At 73.3% G+C, this 16,730-nt stretch carries 14 protein-coding genes and 1 riboswitch; of the genes, 12 read left to right on the top strand and 2 right to left on the bottom strand.

Annotation, left to right across the window (positions count from 1 at the left end; genetic code table 11):
• The first annotated feature begins 74 nt into the window (after positions 1-74).
• The 7 genes from SCWH03_RS22980 (at position 75) to SCWH03_RS22950 (ending at position 8,824) form a co-directional block, all read left to right on the top strand.
• The gene (locus tag SCWH03_RS22980; RefSeq protein ID WP_254076966.1) at positions 75-2,747 is read left to right on the top strand and encodes a sensor histidine kinase; all 2,673 of its coding nucleotides are present in this window, start codon (positions 75-77) and stop codon (positions 2,745-2,747) included.
• A complete protein-coding gene (locus SCWH03_RS22975) occupies positions 2,740-3,177 on the top strand; it encodes a roadblock/LC7 domain-containing protein (RefSeq protein ID WP_173266201.1) in 438 nt (145 codons plus the stop codon). Before SCWH03_RS22980 ends, SCWH03_RS22975 begins: the two co-directional genes overlap by 8 nt.
• A 4-nt stretch (positions 3,178-3,181) precedes the next feature.
• Positions 3,182-3,550: a DUF742 domain-containing protein gene (locus SCWH03_RS22970; protein ID WP_173266200.1), complete on the top strand. Its 369-nt coding sequence runs from the start codon at positions 3,182-3,184 to the stop codon at positions 3,548-3,550.
• A gap of 356 nt (positions 3,551-3,906) precedes the next feature.
• On the top strand, positions 3,907-5,379 hold the full coding sequence (locus tag SCWH03_RS22965; RefSeq protein ID WP_173266199.1) for an amino acid permease: 1,473 nt from the start codon (positions 3,907-3,909) through the stop codon (positions 5,377-5,379).
• A 10-nt stretch (positions 5,380-5,389) separates the two neighbouring features.
• Positions 5,390-5,845, top strand: coding sequence for an Lrp/AsnC family transcriptional regulator (locus tag SCWH03_RS22960; RefSeq protein ID WP_173266198.1), 456 nt, complete (start codon positions 5,390-5,392; stop codon positions 5,843-5,845).
• Positions 5,846-6,279: 434 nt separating this feature from the next.
• Positions 6,280-7,092: a carbon-nitrogen hydrolase family protein gene (locus tag SCWH03_RS22955; RefSeq protein WP_173266197.1), complete on the top strand. Its 813-nt coding sequence runs from the start codon at positions 6,280-6,282 to the stop codon at positions 7,090-7,092.
• Positions 7,093-7,129: 37 nt separating this feature from the next.
• Positions 7,130-8,824, top strand: a complete 1,695-nt coding sequence (locus SCWH03_RS22950) for a flavin monoamine oxidase family protein (protein WP_173266196.1) — start codon at positions 7,130-7,132, stop codon at positions 8,822-8,824.
• Positions 8,825-9,091: 267 nt separating this feature from the next.
• On the opposite strand, the gene SCWH03_RS22945 is transcribed toward SCWH03_RS22950, so the two are convergent.
• Entirely contained in the window at positions 9,092-9,796 is a 705-nt protein-coding gene (locus SCWH03_RS22945) for a DUF5995 family protein (protein WP_173266195.1), read from the bottom strand.
• Positions 9,797-9,905: 109 nt separating this feature from the next.
• On the opposite strand from SCWH03_RS22945, the gene SCWH03_RS22940 reads away from it, so the two are divergent.
• Entirely contained in the window at positions 9,906-11,120 is a 1,215-nt protein-coding gene (locus SCWH03_RS22940; protein WP_173266194.1) for a glycoside hydrolase family 6 protein, read from the top strand.
• 166 nt (positions 11,121-11,286) lie between these two features.
• Here SCWH03_RS22940 and SCWH03_RS22935 read toward each other — a convergent pair whose 3' ends face one another.
• Positions 11,287-12,531, bottom strand: a complete 1,245-nt coding sequence (locus SCWH03_RS22935) for an MFS transporter (protein WP_254076965.1) — start codon at positions 12,529-12,531, stop codon at positions 11,287-11,289.
• Between the two features lie 208 nt (positions 12,532-12,739).
• A riboswitch (FMN riboswitch) is annotated at positions 12,740-12,870 on the top strand.
• Between the two features lie 161 nt (positions 12,871-13,031).
• Here SCWH03_RS22935 and ribD point away from each other — a divergent pair.
• Genes ribD through SCWH03_RS22915 form a run of 4 tightly spaced genes read left to right on the top strand, consistent with a single transcriptional unit; the run spans position 13,032 to position 16,706 of the window.
• Complete coding sequence (gene ribD, locus SCWH03_RS22930; RefSeq protein ID WP_173266193.1) at positions 13,032-14,108, top strand: bifunctional diaminohydroxyphosphoribosylaminopyrimidine deaminase/5-amino-6-(5-phosphoribosylamino)uracil reductase RibD; 1,077 nt, start codon at positions 13,032-13,034, stop codon at positions 14,106-14,108.
• 2 nt (positions 14,109-14,110) lie between these two features.
• Entirely contained in the window at positions 14,111-14,728 is a 618-nt protein-coding gene (locus SCWH03_RS22925; RefSeq protein ID WP_173266192.1) for a riboflavin synthase, read from the top strand.
• Positions 14,725-15,369 (top strand): nicotinamide mononucleotide transporter family protein, encoded by a 645-nt coding sequence (locus SCWH03_RS22920; protein WP_173266191.1) that lies wholly within the window; start codon positions 14,725-14,727, stop codon positions 15,367-15,369. The genes SCWH03_RS22925 and SCWH03_RS22920 overlap by 4 nt, the downstream gene beginning before the upstream one ends.
• Entirely contained in the window at positions 15,366-16,706 is a 1,341-nt protein-coding gene (locus SCWH03_RS22915) for a bifunctional 3,4-dihydroxy-2-butanone-4-phosphate synthase/GTP cyclohydrolase II (protein ID WP_254076964.1), read from the top strand. Before SCWH03_RS22920 ends, SCWH03_RS22915 begins: the two co-directional genes overlap by 4 nt.
• Positions 16,707-16,730: the final 24 nt, after the last annotated feature.

Below are 16,730 nucleotides of genomic sequence, written 5' to 3'. Positions count from 1 at the left end.
ATCGCGTAGCTTCTGCCCCTACCCGGCGGCAGTACCCCCGCTGGCCGTACGTCCCGAACGTCCGGGGGGAGCCCATGCGCCGGCGACTGCGCCCTCCCACGATCCGCGGCAGGATCGTGGCCCTCACCCTGGTGCCCGCCGTGGCGCTGCTGGCGCTCTGGAGCTTCGCCGTGGTGTCCGCGACCGGGGATCTGCGGGCGCTGATCCGGCTGCAGAGCGTGTACGAGGCGTTCGGCACCCCGGTCGACACGGCAGTCGGGCAGATCCAGATCGAACGCCGGCTCGCGGCCGCCTATCTGGGCACGCCCCGGCGCAACGCCGGTGCGGCCGACGCCGCCGCGCTGCTGGCCCAGCAGCGCTCGACCGACCGGGCCGTGCAGGCCATGCGCGACGCCCTCGGGGACCGGGACCGCCGCGAGGACCTCACCGGCCGGCAGCGGGAGTCCCTGGACGCGATGGTCAGGGCCGCCTCGGGGCTCGAGGACCTGCGGGACCGGGTGGTCGAGCGCCGGATGTCCTGGGGCGAGGCGGTGCAGGCCTACACGGTGATCGTCGAGCCGACCTTCGACGTCCAGTCCCAGCTCACCGCGCTGCAGGCCGGACAGCTCGCTCGCGAGGCGCAGGTCGTGGTGGAGCTGGTACGGGTCAGGGAGTTCGTCTCCCGAGAGGACGCACTCGTCGCCGGGGCACGGGCCGCCGGAGTCGTCACCGACGCCCAGTACGACGCACTCACCGCGGCCATCGAGGACCGGCGCGTCTTCCACCGCACCTACGTCCCCGCTCTGCCCCCCGACTCCCGCAAGCTCTTCACGGACTTCGAGCGGGGCCCCGAGTACCGGGCGCTGATCGCGGGAGAGGACGCGCTGCTGCGGGCCGGTGCGGCGAAGGCGGGCCGGGCCGTCGCGGACGCGTCATGGCGGACCACCACGGACCGCGCGGTGCGGCGCTACATGCTGCTGTGCACCGAGTCGGCGCTGAACGCGGCCGGGCGCGGACGCGCCTTCGCCTACCGGGAGATGACCGAGGCGGCCGTCGTCGGAGTGGCCGGCCTCGCCGCCGCAGGTCTCTCCGTGTGGCTCTCGGCGAGCGCCGGCCGGCGGATCGCGGGACGGCTCGAGGAACTGCGGGACGCGGCGGACGTCCTCGCCACCCGGCGGCTGCCCGAGGTGATGGAACGGCTCGGTGCGGGTGAGGACGTCGACCCGGCCGCCGCCGCGCCGCCGCTCGACTTCGCCGACGGGGGCGGTGAACCCGACGAGATCACCCAGGTCGGAACGGCCCTCAACGCGGCGCGCCGGGCGGCCGTCGAGGCCGCGGTCAAGCAGGCGACCCTGCGGCGCGGCGTCTTCGCCGTACTGCTGAACATCGCACGGCGGAACCAGGTGCTGATACACCGGCAGGCGAAGCTCGTCGACACCCTGGAGCGGCGGACGACGGACCCCGACACACTCGGGGAACTCTTCCGTATCGACCATCTGACGACCCGGATGCGGCGCCATGCCGAGGGCCTGATCATCCTCTCGGGCGCGGCGCCCGGACGGCGGTGGCGCGAACCGGTGCCGCTCGTGGACGTGGTGGCTGCCGCGACCGGCGAGATCGAGGACTACACCCGGGTCGTGGTGCCCCCGATGCCCGCGGTGCGCGTCGGCGCGGATGCCGTTGCGGACATGGTGCATCTCCTCGCCGAGCTGGTCGAGAACGCCACGGTCTTCTCCCCACCGCACACCCGGGTGACCATGCGCACGGGCGAGGCCCGCAACGGCTTCGTCCTGGAGATCGACGACCGCGGCCTCGGCCTGGACGGCGACGAACTCGCCCGGGCCCACCGCACCCTGTCGCGGCCGGGTGCCTTCGACCCGGTGCAGGACGAGCGCCTCGGCCTGTACATCGTGGGCCGTCTCGCCGCCCGGCACGGCATCACCGTCACCCTCACCCGCTCCCCTTACGGGGGGACCACCGCGGTGGTGCTGCTGCCGAACGCGATCATCAGTCCGGCCGATCCGGACTCGCGGCGCCCGCCTGCGGCTTCCCGGGCTGCTTCGGAGGCGGACTCGGAGGCGGACTCGGAAACGGACGCGCCGGCGAATCCGGATTCGGTCCCGGCCGCACAGCCGGTTCCGGTCCCGGTCCCGGAGCCGCAGCCGGATGTGCGGCCGCCCCCTGAGCCGCTCGTGATCCCCGTCCCGGGCGGAGGACGGGACGAGGATCACGAGGAGGCGGCAGCGGGCGAGTCGGTGCTCCCCCCGGCTGAGCGGCGGAGCACCGTCCGCGACAACGCCCCCGGAGCGGGGGCCCCCGCGGGCCCGGCACCGCGCTCCGGTCCGCTGCCGGGGGAAGGCCCGGAGCAGCCGGTGACCGGCGCGGGCCCCGCCCCCCGGCCCGGTGCTGCCCGGCCGCTCCGCGGTATCGCAGCGCCCGGGCCGCTGCCGAGGCGGATCCGGCAGGCGTCCCTCGCCGCGCCGCTGGGCGAGCCGCCTCCCGGGCCGGGCCGGGACGGGTCCGGCCCGGGAGAACGGGAGGTCGGCGCGGAGGAGATGCGGGCTGTCTTCGGGGCCTTCCAGCGAGGGCTCGAACGGGGGCGCGGCGGGGAGCCGGCCGGGTACGGGAGCGGCGGCGCGTCCGGCGGTGGCGGTCGGCGTGAGGACGGGCGGAGCGGGAGCCGAAGGGCCGGGGCCCGCCCGCCCGGTAGCGTGCCGGGGGACGGGTCGAGGAACCAGGACGACGAAGGGACACGAGACGATGGCTGAGCCATATGACGGAGAGGCCGGACAGATAACCGCGAGCGGACTCGGCTGGCTGCTCGACGACCTGCTGGAGCGGACCGACCACGTCCGGCAGGCCGTCCTGCTCAGCGCGGACGGCCTGGTCAGCTGCGCGTCCCGGGGCATGCCGCGGCGGGACGCGGAGCACCTTGCCGCCGTGTCCGCCGGCTTCCAGGGCCTCGCCGGCGAGACCGGTTCCCGATTCGCTGCCGGGAAGGTCCGCCAGACGATGGTCATGTGGGACGGCGCCTATCTCTTCATCGCCCCGGCCGGCGGCGGCAGCCGTCTGGCGGTGCTCAGCGGCGCCGAGACCGATGTCGGGCAGCTCGCCCACGAGATGGCGCTGCTCGTCAAGCGCGTGGGCCGGCATATGACGGTTCCCGCGAGATCGGCGGACGAGGCACCCGACGCGTAGGCCCGTGAACGATCACTGGTACGAGGACGAGACCGGCTCGATGGTGCGGCCGTACACCGTCACCCGTGGCCGGACCCGTCCCGCTGCCGGGCGTCACATCGACCTGATGTCGCAGGTCAAGGCCGTTGAACGGGACGAGCAGGACCCGTGGCTCGACCATGCCCGCACCGCACTGCTGGAGCTGGTGCGTCGGGCCCCCCGGTCGGTTGCCGAGATCGCGGCGGACGCCGACATGCCTCTCGCGGTCGTCCGGGTCCTCCTCGCCGACCTCGCCGAGTCGGGTCTGGTGCGGGTCTTCGAGCCGCCCGCTCCCCGGGGTGCGCACGATCCGTCCCGTCTGAGGGAGATTGCCGACCGGCTGCGTGAGATCTGAACACCTTTGCACGGCGATGCAACGTTCTTCTGCTTTCGCTCCCAGCGCGCAACGATCATTCGCGGGTGCGCAAAGCTCATGCATTACGGTCGGGAACGTCGACCTCGTAGGGTCGACGCCTGTACGTGGAGTGGCGGGGACCGCCTGCTCGGCGATTCCCCGCGCTCCGGGCTGTGCTCAGCCGTGCCCGCGCCGGGTCGCCGCCTCACCACTGGCAGCAGCAGGCAGCAAGAGCCAGTAGCAGCCAGCTCTAGGCAGTCCTAGGCAGTTCTAGGCAACTCTAGGCAGCAGTAGGCAACTCTAGGCAGCAGTAGGCAGCGATAGGCAGCGATAGGCAGCGATAAGGAGCCTTCCCGGTGTTGGACCACGGCGCAGCGCCCCCCGTCACTCCCCAGAGGGACCCCGGGGGCCCCGCTCAGAGCCTCGGCAGCCGTCTGATGCGGCGCAAGCCCGTCGAGCAGCTGGTCGCCGAGGGAGGCCAGGGCGAAGGCGGTACGCTCCGCCGCTCGCTCACCATGTGGCAGCTGACCATGATCAGCATCGGCGCCACGCTGGGTACCGGCATCTTCGTCGTGCTCGGGGAGGCCACGCCGCTGGCCGGCCCCGCCGTCGCGATCTCCTTCGTCCTCGCCGGTCTCACCGCCCTGTTCTCGGCCCTGTCGTACGCCGAACTCGCCGGCACCGTGCCGGTGTCCGGCTCGTCGTACTCGTACTCGTACGCCACGATGGGCGAACTGGTCGCCTGGGTCTGCGGCTGGTGCCTGGTGCTGGAGTACGGCGTCTCCGTCGCGGCCGTCGCCGTCGGCTGGGGCGAGTACCTCAACGAACTGCTCGACGGCACGATCGGGGTGACGATCCCCGGCGCCGTCGCCGCCCCGGTGGGGGAGGGCGGGTTCATCAACCTCCCCGCGCTCCTCGTCGTGCTGCTCGCCATGGTCTTCCTGATGCGCGGCGCCAAGGAGAGCGCGCGGATCAACGCGATCATGGTCGCCGTCAAGATCGTCACGCTGGTGCTCTTCATCGGCATCGGCTTCATGGGCATCAAGGCCGGCAACTACGCCCCGCTCGCCCCGCTCGGCGTCACCGGCATCAGCGCCGCCGCTGCCATGCTCTTCTTCTCCTACATCGGCTTCGACGCCGCCTCCACCGCGGGTGAGGAGGCGAAGAACCCGAAGAAGGACCTCCCGCGGGCGATCATGCTGTCGCTGCTGATCGTCACCGTGCTCTACTGCCTCGTCGCCCTGGTCGCGGTCGGCGCCATGCCCTGGCAGGACTTCGAGGGCACCGAGGCGGCACTCGCCCAGATCATGAAGGACGTCACGGGCCAGAGCTTCTGGGGTGTGGTGCTCGCCGCCGGCGCCGTCGTCGCGATCGCCAGCGTCGTCTTCGCTGTGCTGTACGGCCAGACCCGCATCCTGTTCGCGATGTCCCGTGACGGCCTGGTCCCCAAGGTCTTCGCCAAGGTGAACGAGAGGACGGGCGCGCCGCGGGCCAACACGGTGATCGTCTCGCTGTTCTGCGGTGTGCTCGCGGCCTTCATCCCGCTCGGTGAACTGGCGAACGCCACGAGCATCGGCACCCTCTTCGCCTTCGCCCTGGTCAACGTGGCCGTGGTCATCCTGCGGTGGAAGCGCCCGGACATGAACCGCACCTTCACGGTGATGCTCTTCCCCGTCACGCCGGTCCTCGGCTTCCTCTGCTGCGCCTACATGCTGCTCAGCCTCCCGGGCGTCACCTGGGCGTGGTTCGCTGGCTGGATGGCCGTCGGGCTCGTGTTCTACTTCCTCTACGGCCTTCGCCGCTCCCGGATGGCAACCGCAGAGAAGTGATCCACCCCCCGTGCGACTGAACGATCTCGACGAACGCATCGTCCACGCCCTCGCCGAGGACGCCCGCCGTTCCTACGCAGACATCGGCTCGCTCGTCGGCCTGTCGGCGCCCGCCGTCAAACGGCGCGTGGACAGGCTCAGGGCGGATGGGGTCATCACCGGCTTCACCGTCCGTGTCGACCCGGGCGCGATGGGCTGGGAGACCGAGGGGTTCATCGAGATCCACGCACGCAGCAACACCTCGCCCGAGACCATCAAGCGCGGCCTCGCGCGGTATCCGGAAGTCGCATCCGCTTCCACCGTCACCGGTGAGGCGGACGCGATCGTCCAGGTCTTCGCATCCGATATGCGCCACTTCGAGCGTGTCCTGGAGCGGATCGCAGGCGAGCCCTTCGTGGAGCGGACCAAATCGGTCCTGGTGCTGTCGCCCCTGCTCAGGCGGTTCTCCTCGGGGGCACCGGCCTGATCCCCTCGGGGCACAGCCCCGCCCCGGCGGGCGGCAGGCCGGCCCCTGCCGCACCTCGCCCCGGGAGGCATGCACTCCCGGATGCCGCACACCGCACCGTGAGCCGGACGCCGTGCCGCACACCGCGTGGTGTGCCGGGCGCCGAGGCTCAGGGGCGCCGAACTCCCCGGCGCAACGAATCGCCGATGCACTCCCGATGCACGCAACAGATCGAGACTCCCCTTGCAACGGTCCCGTCTTGTCCCGGCGGTTGGCCGGAACATACGGTTTTCGACGTCTCCCCGTCTCCCCGTCTCCCCGTCTCCCCGGCACCGCACCCCCGCATCCCCCGCATCCCCTGCCTCAAGCACCCCGTCCCCATCCCGTCCGCACCCCGTCCCCCTGCCTTCCCGCCTTCCTGCTCACCCTTCACCCACTCCTTCCGAGGTAGGTCCATGCCGCCGCTGCGCACCGCCCTGCTCCAGAGCTCCGGGGTCCCCGGCGACATCGCGAAGAACCTCGAGATCCTCGACGCCCACGCGGCCCGGGCCGCCGCCGAGGGGGCCGGCCTCCTCGCCGCGCCGGAGATGTTCCTCACCGGGTACGCGATCGGCGCCGATGTGCACCGCCTCGCCGAGGCCGCCGACGGCGCCTCCGCTCGCGCCATCGCCGCGATCGCCGCCCGGCACGGGATCGCCGTCGCCTACGGCTACCCGGAGCGCGGCACCGGCGACGACGCGGAGGCGGTCTACAACGCCGCGCAGCTGATCGGTCCCGGCGGCGCGCGCCTCGCGAACTACCGCAAGACCCACCTCTTCGGCTGCTTCGAGCGGGAGTGGTTCACCCCCGGCGACGAGCCGGTCGTCCAGGCCGAGCTGGGCGGCCTCCGGGTCGGGCTGCTGATCTGCTATGACGTCGAGTTCCCGGAGAACGTCCGCGCCCACGCCCTGGCGGGCACGGACCTGCTGGTGGTGCCGACCGCACTGATGAACCCGTTCCGGTTCGTCGCCGAGAAGCTCCTCCCGGTCCGCGCCTTCGAGAGCCAGATGTATGTGGCGTACGCCAACCGCACGGGCCCCGAGGGCGAGTTCGACTTCGCCGGGCTGAGCTGCCTCGCGGGTCCCGACGGCATCGTCCGGGCCCGCGGGGGCCTCGGAGAGGACCTGGTGACCGGCGACGCCGACCCGGACCTGCTGGCAGCCTCCCGCGCCGGCAACCCCTATCTGCGCGACCGCAGACCCGGCCTGTACGGGCCGCTCGCCCGCTGAGACCTTCCCCCCGCCCCGCCCACCAGGAGCAACACCCATGACGTCCACGGTGCCCACGTCCGTCCCGCACACCGGCGCGCAGCCGCCCATCACCATGTTCGGGCCGGACTTCCCCTACGCCTACGACGACTTCCTGGCGCACCCGGCGGGCCTGGGCCAGATACCCGCGACCGAGCACGGCACCGAGGTCGCGGTCATCGGCGGTGGACTCTCCGGCATCGTCGCCGCGTACGAGCTGATGAAGATGGGGCTCAAGCCGGTCGTCTACGAGGCGGACCGGATCGGCGGCCGACTGCGCACGGTGGGCTTCGAGGGCTGCGACCCGTCGCTCACCGCCGAGATGGGCGCCATGCGCTTCCCGCCCTCCTCGACGGCGCTGCAGCACTACATCGACCTGGTGGGGCTGGAGACCCGGCCCTTCCCCAACCCGCTCGCCGAGGCCACCCCCTCGACCGTCGTCGACCTCAAGGGCGAGTCGCACTACGCGCAGACCATCGACGACCTCCCGCAGGTCTACCGCGACGTCGCGAAGGCCTGGAACGACTGCCTGGAGGAGGGCGCGGACTTCTCCGACATGAACCGCGCCCTGCGCGAGCGGGACGTGCCGCGGATCCGCGAGATCTGGGCGAAGCTCGTCGAGAGGCTCGACGACCAGACCTTCTACGGCTTCCTCTGCGCCTCCGAGGCCTTCAGGTCCTTCCGGCACCGGGAGATCTTCGGCCAGGTCGGCTTCGGCACCGGCGGCTGGGACACCGACTTCCCCAACTCCATCCTGGAGATCCTCCGCGTCGTCTACACCGAGGCCGACGACCACCACCGCGGCATCGTCGGCGGCTCCCAGCAGCTGCCGCTGCGCCTCTGGGAGCGCATGCCGGAGAAGATCACGCACTGGACGTACGGCACCTCGCTCGCCACGCTGCACACGGACGGGGAGCCCCGGCCCGCCGTGATGCGGCTGCACCGCACCGCGGGCAACCGCATCACCGTCACGGATGCCTCCGGCGACATCCGCACCTACCAGGCGGCGGTCTTCACCGCGCAGTCCTGGATGCTGCTCTCCAAGATCGCCTGTGACGACTCGCTGTTCCCCATCGACCACTGGACGGCGATCGAGCGCACCCACTACATGGAGTCGTCCAAGCTGTTCGTGCCGGTGGACCGGCCGTTCTGGCTGGACAAGGACGAGCAGACCGGCCGCGACGTGATGTCGATGACGCTCACCGACCGGATGACGCGCGGCACCTACCTGCTGGACGACGGCCCGGACAAGCCCGCCGTCATCTGCCTCTCCTACACCTGGTGCGACGACAGCCTGAAGTGGCTCCCGCTGTCGGCGAGCGAGCGCATGGAGGTCATGCTGAAGTCGCTCGGCGAGATCTACCCGAAGGTCGACATCCGCAAGCACATCATCGGCAACCCGGTGACCGTGTCCTGGGAGGGCGAGCCCTACTTCATGGGCGCGTTCAAGGCCAACCTGCCGGGCCACTACCGCTACCAGCGGCGGCTGTTCACCCACTTCATGCAGGACCGGCTGCCCGACGACAAGCGCGGCATCTTCCTCGCCGGCGACGACATCTCGTGGACGGCGGGCTGGGCCGAGGGCGCGGTGCAGACGGCGCTCAACGCCGTGTGGGGCGTGATGCACCACCTCGGCGGCGCCACCGACGCCACCAACCCCGGCCCGGGTGACCTCTTCGAGGAGATCGCCCCGGTGGAGCTTCCCGAGGACTGAGGGCGTGCCGGGAGAGCGCCTTCGGCCGGTCGGCGCGGGGGGAACCCGCGGTGGCCGGCGGCGAGGACGCGACGCGGCTTCCACCGGGACGCCATGACACGCACTCCGGTGCGCCGGCTCTCCCGGTCCCGCCCCGCCCCGGGAGGTCACCCCAGCCGTCGGCCGGGCCGGGAACCCCCGCCGGCGCCGGCCCCGTCCGCGCCCCGGGACGGGGCCGGCCTGCACCGCCACGACCACCCGGCGGGACGCCGTCCCGGGGCCTCCCGCTCAGCGCAGCGGAGTGAGCAGGCAGCGTCCGACCAGGCCCACCCCGGCGTCCAGCCGCTGGGTGAACTCCGCCGCGAGTGCCGGGAGTCCGCGCAGCCCCCAGAGCAGCCGCGCTGCCGACCAGGCGCCGTCGTGGGCCCGCTCCAGGCTCCAGGAGCCGATCAGATGGGTGAGCGGATCGGTGATCTCCAGCAGATCGGGGCCGGGCATCAGATCTTCGCGGATGCGTTCCTCCAGCATCGTGAGGATCTCGCCCACACGGGAGAAGTCCCCCTCGAGGTCCGCCGGCCGGCAGCCGAGCGTACGGCAGGTGTCCACCACGGCCAGCCCGAGGTCGTGCCCGACATGCGCATTGATCCCGGCCAGTGCGAACTGCATCGGGCGTACCCCGGGATGGCGGCGGAACTGGAACAGCGGACGCCAGCAGGCCGGTGCCCGGCCGCCCGCGGCCACCGTGTCCACTGCCGCCAGATAGCGCTCGGCGAAGAGAACCCGCAGGGTGGCGGCCGATCCGCGGTCGGGGAACTCGCCCTGGCCGACGCGCCGGCCGAGTTCCTCGGTGACGGCCAGATACACGCGGTTGAACACCGCGACCCCGTCGTCCACCCGCCAGCCGGAACGCAGCGCCCGCATCCGGGCTTGCACCGTGCCGACCGGCGCGCCGTGTGCCTCGCCGCCGGCCGCGTACTGTGCGATCTCCGCCATGGGGGCAGCGTCCCAGGCATAGGCTCGGACACGCACCGCCCGGCGGCAGGTGTCCCCGGATCGGGGGAACGCCACGGACGCGGCGGTCAGGGGGAGGGGAGCACAGCGCATGCCAGGCGCACCCGATCGGCGGGAACGGAACAGGCGGCGCCTCGCGGCCGGCCGCGGCGTCATGACCACGGCGGCCTCCGCGGTGGTGGCACTGGGAGCCGTCGCAGGACTGATATCGGCCGCCGGGCACGGCGGCGAGGACGACACGGCAGGGCCCGAGGTGAGGAGTTCGCCGGTGACCGTCCCCCTGCCCGCCCGCCCGAGCCACCCGCCGCCGTCCGCGTCCGCGTCCGCGCACCCGCCGGGGCCGCCGGAACCGTCGGGGCAGCCGCCATCGCCCGAGCGGTCTGCGGCTCCCGTCGCCGCGTCGCCGGCGGGCCGCCCGGCACCGGGCGCCGGGCCGCCGGCCGCCGCCGGCCGGCTGCACCGCCACCCGCGCTCCCAGGTCCTGGACTGGATACGCGCGCACCGGGATGATCCCCGCAGGCCGCTCATCGAGTCGCGGATCGCCGCGCACCCCGCCGCGGTCTGGTTTCCGGAGCACGAGACCGGTCGCATCGCGGGCGAGGTACGGGCCGTGACGGCGGGCGCGGCCGCGGCGGGCCGGGTGCCGGTGCTGGTGCCGTACGCGATCCCGGACCGGGACTGCGGCGGTGCCTCCCAGGGCGGCGCGCCGGACCTGGCCGCCTACGACGCCTGGACGCGGGAGTTCGCCGCCGGCCTCGGTGACCAGCCGGTGATCGTGATCCTCGAACCCGACTCGATCGCGCTCTCGGGCTGCCTGTCCGACGGCCTCCGGGCGGCCCGCTACGCCTCGCTGGCCCGGGCCGCGCGCGCCATGAAGGCCGCCAACCCGCGGGCGAGGGTGTACTTCGACGCAGGCCACTCGGGGTGGCACCCGGCGGCGAGGCAGGCGGCGGAGCTGCGCGCGGCGGGCGCCGCCACGAGTGGCGACGGCATCTTCACCAATGTCTCCAACTTCCACCGCACCGGCGACGAGGTGCGGTACGCGCGCCGGGTGCTGGAGGCCCTCGGCGGGCCCCCGGGACAGGGAGCCGTCATCGACACCAGCCGCAACGGCAACGGCGCTCCGGAGCAGGGCGCCTGGTGCGACCCGCCCGGTCGTGCCCTCGGGCGGACCCCGACCACCGAGACGGGGGAGGCCCGGATCGACGCCTACCTGTGGGTCAAGCTGCCGGGCGAGTCGGACGGATGCAGGGGCGCCGCCGGCACCTTCACACCGGACTACGCCTTCGAGCTGGCGACCGGCTGACCGTCGCCCCCGCCCCGCCCGACGCGGAGGTGCCCGCGTCCGGCAGCGGCTCCTGCGGCGCTCGCTGGGCGGGGCCGGGTCAGGGCCGGGTCGGGGTCAGGGGCGGGGCCGGGGCCGTCGGGCGGGCGTGGAACTCCGCTTCCGACGCCCGTGGCGGCGCCCCCGGCTACGTCCGCAGATCAGGCGCGGGCGCAGCCGCCCGACGCTGCTCCCCGGGCTCCCCGGGCTCCCCGGGGCCCCCGGGGGCCGCTGTCCGGCCGCTGCCGCGCAGCACTCCGGCCCCCAGCACCAGCCCGGACACGAGTACCGTCACGAGCCCGAACGACACCACCAGCGAGGTCAGATCGGCGATCCCGCCGATCGCGGACGGGGCGAGCAGCCCGGAGGTGTACGTGATCGTCGCCACCCCCGCGATCGACTGGCTCGGGTTCGTCCCGCTGCGTCCGGCCGCCGAGAACGCCAGCGGCACCACCGCGGCGACACCGAGGCCGATGCAGCCGAATCCCGCCATCGCGGCCGCCGGGTGGGACGCCGTCACCACCAGCACCCCGCCGGCCGTCGCCAGCATCCCGCCGGCCCGGACCGTGCGGACCGGGCCGAACCTGTCCACGACGCGGTCGCCGGCCAGCCGTGCGACCGCCATCGTCAGCGCGAACGCCGTGGTGGACGCGGCGGCCAGGCCCGCGGATGTGCCCAGTACGTCCCGCAGGTACACCGCCGACCAGTCCAGGCTCGCGCCCTCGGCGAACACCCCGCAGAAACCGATCGCGCCGATGGCCAACGCGGACCTCGGGGGCAGCGCGAACCCCGGCGGTTTCCCGTCCGCGGAGCCGCGCAGGTCGAGCACCCCCTGGCAGGCCAGCAGCCCGACGGCCGTCAGCACGGCGGACGCGAGCAGATGGTGGAGCCGCGCATCCGTGCCGAGATGCGCGGCGACCGTGCCGGCCGCCGAGCCCAGGAGCGCGCCCACACTCCACATCCCGTGCAGGCCGGACATGATCGAGCGGTCCAGCCGGTTCTCCACCTCGACGCCGAGGGCGTTCATGGCGACGTCGGACATCCCCGCGGTGGCGCCGTACACGAACAGCGCGGCGCACAGCGTGTACACGTTGGCGGCGAGTGCCGGGAGGACCAGGGACAGCGTCCACAGCGAGAGCAGCCCCCGCAGGGCGGCGCGCGCCCCGTACCGGTGGCTGACCGCTCCGGCGAGGGGCATCGCGAGCGAGGCGCCGACGGCGGGGAAGGCGAGGGCCAGCCCCAACTGGCCCGCACTGACGCCTGCGTGGTCCTGGATCCAGGGGATCCTGGTGGCGAAGCTGCCGGTCACGGCGCCGTGCACACCGAAGACGGCGGCGACGGCCCAGCGCGCCCCGCCCAGCCGTCGCCTGTCGTAGGCCGTCTGCATCGGCATCGAGCCGCCCTCCCCGGGAGCCGTGGTGTCGGCGTACATCATCGATCACCCGGCCCCGTCCGGTGAACGGCGCCGGCCGGCCGTGCCGTCGATGCGGTCCGGCCGCGCGGGTCCGCCGGCTCGCGTCCGGTCCGCTGTGAGCCAGCACACATGGGTTCATCCGTATGGCCCACGGGCGCTCATGGCACACTTGGGCCTGTATCAGCAGCAGCGCACTCCGGGGTCGGTGCAATTCCGAACCGGCGGTTACAGTCCGCGACCCGTCCGCAGCCAGCGGCCGGTTGACCAGGTGAAACTCCTGGACCGACGGTGAAAGTCCGGATGGGAGGCAGTGCGCGGCGGACGGCTCTTGCGGTCCGCCGGCCACAGCGGCTGACCGTTGCCGGAGGTATCCCCGGGGCGGTCCGAACCGTGGACGCCGGCGTTCCCGCGGTGCTGCCCCGCTTCCCTGTCGACATCGACAGCCCCGGAGTCCGTGCCCGAAGAGGCAGGAGGACCCGGTGGCCACCGCAGCCGACACGGACGCCATGCGCCGAGCCGTCGGGCTCGCCGCCCGCGGTCTCGGCTCCACCAGCCCCAACCCGGTCGTCGGTTGCGTCATCACCGACGCGTCCGGACGCCGGGCGGGCGAGGGCTTCCACCAGCGGGCCGGGGGACCCCATGCGGAGATCCACGCCCTCCGGGAAGCGGGCGAACGCGCCCGGGGCGGCACCGCGTACGTCACCCTCGAACCCTGCAACCACACCGGTCGCACCGGCCCCTGCGCCCTGGCCCTGACCGAGGCCGGGATCGCCCGGGTCGTGTACGCAGTCGCCGACCCGAACCCGCAGGCCACCGGAGGAGGCGACACCCTGCGCGCGGCCGGCGTCCGGGTCGAGCAGGGCCTTCTCGAGGCGGAGGCGGCGGCGGGGAACACCGCCTGGCTCACCGCCGTGCGCCTGGGCCGCCCCCATGTCGTGTGGAAGTACGCAGCCACCCTCGACGGCCGGATCGCCGCCGCCGACGGGACCAGCCGGTGGATCAGCTCCCCGGAGTCCCGAGCCGACGTCCACCGGCTGCGCGCCGAGGTCGACGCGGTGATCGTCGGCTCGGGTACCGCCCGTACCGACGACCCCCACCTCGCAGTCCGCGGGGTCGACGGCGCCACCCAGCCGCTGCGGGTGGTGCTCGACACGGACGCCCGGGCCGTGCGTTCGGGCGCACGCGTCCTGGACGGCGCCGCCCCCACCCTCGTCGCCGTCGCCGAGGATGCCGAGACCGGCCTCCCCGACGTGCTCCGGCTCCCCCGCACCGGACGCGGCCTGTCCGTCCCCGCCCTCCTCGAGGCGCTGTACACGCGCGGAGTCCGGTCCGCGCTCCTCGAGGGCGGCCCCACCCTCGCCGGGTCCTTCGTCGCCGCGGGCGCCGTCGACCGCGTCGTCGGCTACCTCGCTCCCGTACTCCTCGGCGCGGGGCCCACGGCCCTCGCCGAGGCCGGGATCGCCACCATCACCGAGGCGCTGCGGCTCGACGTAACCGAGTCGGTGCGTCTCGGGCCCGATCTGCGCATCACCGCCACCGTCCCCAAGGGAGCCTGACAGTGTTCACCGGAATCGTCGAAGAACTGGGGGAGGTCACCGCTGTGGAGAACCTCGGCGACGCCTCCCGCTTCCGGCTGCGCGGCCCCGTCGTCACCGAGGGGGCACGGCACGGCGACTCCATCGCCGTCAACGGCGTCTGCCTCACCGTCGTGGCGGCCGCCGGCGGCGAGTTCACCGCCGATGTGATGGCCGAGACCCTGAAGCGCTCCGGTCTCGGCGCGCTCGCTCCTGGCTCCCCGGTCAACCTGGAGCGTCCGATGGCCGCCGACGGGCGCTTCGGAGGGCACCTCGTCCAGGGGCACGTGGACGGCACGGGCACGATCGTCGAGCGGATCCCCTCCGAGCACTGGGAGGTGGTCAGGGTCTCCCTCCCGGCGGAACTCTCCCGGTACGTCGTGGAGAAGGGCTCCATCACGGTCGACGGAGTCAGCCTCACCGTCGTCGACGCGGGCCGCGACCACTTCACCGTCAGCCTGATCCCCACCACGCTCGCGCTGACCACGCTCGGCAGGAAGCAGCCGGGCGACCCGGTCAACCTCGAGGTCGACGTCATCGCCAAGTACGTCGAGCGGATGCTCGGCGAGCGCCCCGGCCGTGCGGGGGAGACGGCCGGGTGAGCGCCGTCGACTGGCTGAACTCCGAGGCGTTCACCGCCTTCGGCCAGCACATCAAGTGGTCCGACATGATCGGCAACGTGATCGGGCTGACCGCCCTCGCCCTCGGCTGGCGCCGCTCCATCTGGACCTGGCCGGCCCAGTTCCTCTCCGGCCTCGTCCTCTTCGCCGCGTTCGCCCCCCATCTCACCGGCAGCGCAGGCAAGCAGGTGGTCGTGATGACCGTGGCGGTCTGGGGCTGGTGGCAGTGGACCCGGGGCCGGAGGCAGACGCAGGACGGCTCCATCGCCGTCCGCTTCGCCACCTGGCCCGAGCGCGGCCTCATGCTCGCAGCGGCCGCGCTCGGCACCGTCGCCGTCGCGCTGCTCTTCACCGCCTACCCCACGCTGTCATGGGACCCCTGGCCGGACGCGTACATCTTCGTCGGCACGCTCGTCGCCATGTACGCCCAGGCCCGCGGCATGGTCGAGTTCTGGCTCGCCTGGCTGCTGGTCGACATCGTCGGCGTGCCGCTGAACTTCGCCAACGGCTACGCGTTCTCCGGCTTCGTCTACGTCATCTACGGCGCGCTCGTCCTGTGGGGCCTGCGCGACTGGTGGCTCCGGTCCCGCAAGACCCCTGCTCTGGAAGGAGCGGCAGCATGAGCGCCCGTACGTCTCCCACGAACGTCCTGCCGGACCCGGCGGGTCCGCTCGCCCCGTCGCCGTGGCTCCCGGCCGACGGCGGCGGGGAGGACCTCCGCCTCGATCCCGTCGAGCAGGCCGTCCGCGATATCGCCGCCGGCCTGCCGGTCGTGGTCGTCGACGACGAGAACCGCGAGAACGAGGGCGACCTCGTCATCGCCGCCGAGAAGGCCACGCCCGAGATCGTCGCGTTCATGATGAGCGAGTGCCGCGGACTGATCTGCGCGCCCATGGAGGGCGAGGAACTGGAGCGCCTCGAGCTGCCGCAGATGGTGGCCCACAACACCGAGTCGATGAGCACGGCCTTCACCGTCTCCGTCGACGCCGGGCCCGCGCACGGCGTGACCACCGGCATCGCGGCCGCCGACCGCGCCACCACCCTGCGGCTGCTGGCGGGCGGCACGGCCGACGCGGCCGACTTCGTCCGCCCCGGCCATGTCTTCCCGCTGCGCGCACGGCCCGGCGGCGTCCTGGTGCGCCCCGGCCACACCGAGGCCGCCGTGGACCTCGCCCGGCTCGCCGGACTGCGCCCCGCCGGGGCGATCGTCGAGATCGCCGGCGAGGACGGCGTGATGCTGCGGCTGCCCGAACTGGTCCCGTTCGCCCGCAAGCACGGACTCACGATCATCTCCATCGAGGACCTGATCGCCTACCGCCGCCGAACGGAGCCGGCCGTCCGCCGCGAGGCCGAGGTCGCCCTGCCCACCGCGCACGGCGCGTTCACGGCCTACGGCTACCGCTCCGCCACGGACGGCGTCGAGCACGTCGCACTCGTCCACGGCGACCTCGGCGACGGCGAGGACGTCCTGGTGCGCGTCCACTCCGAGTGCCTGACCGGCGACATCTTCCACTCCCTGCGCTGCGACTGCGGCCCCCAGCTGCGGGAGTCCATGCAGCGCGTCACCGAGGAAGGGCGGGGCGTCGTCGTCTACCTCCGCGGCCACGAGGGCCGGGGCATCGGGCTGCTCTCCAAGCTCCGCGCGTACGAGCTGCAGGAACGCGGCCGTGACACGCTGGACGCCAACCTCGAGCTGGGACTGCCCGCCGACTCCCGCGACTACGCCGCGGGTGCCCGGATCCTGGACGACCTCGGGGTACGCAGCCTCCGTCTGATGACCAACAACCCCGACAAGACCGCCGCCCTGATGCGGCACGGCCTGAAGGTCCTCGACCGCGTGGCCGTGCCCGTGCGAGCGGGCGAGCACAACCTGACCTATCTGCGCACCAAGCGCGACCGCATGGGGCACGACCTGCCCTGGCTCGACGCCGTCCCGGCGTCGGCCTGCGGCAACCAGTAGGCGACCGGCGACCGGCGGCCAGTG

The organism is Streptomyces pacificus (assembly GCF_011766325.1).
GTDB lineage: Bacteria > Actinomycetota > Actinomycetes > Streptomycetales > Streptomycetaceae > Streptomyces > Streptomyces pacificus.
This window is presented reverse-complemented; position numbering and strand designations above follow the sequence as displayed.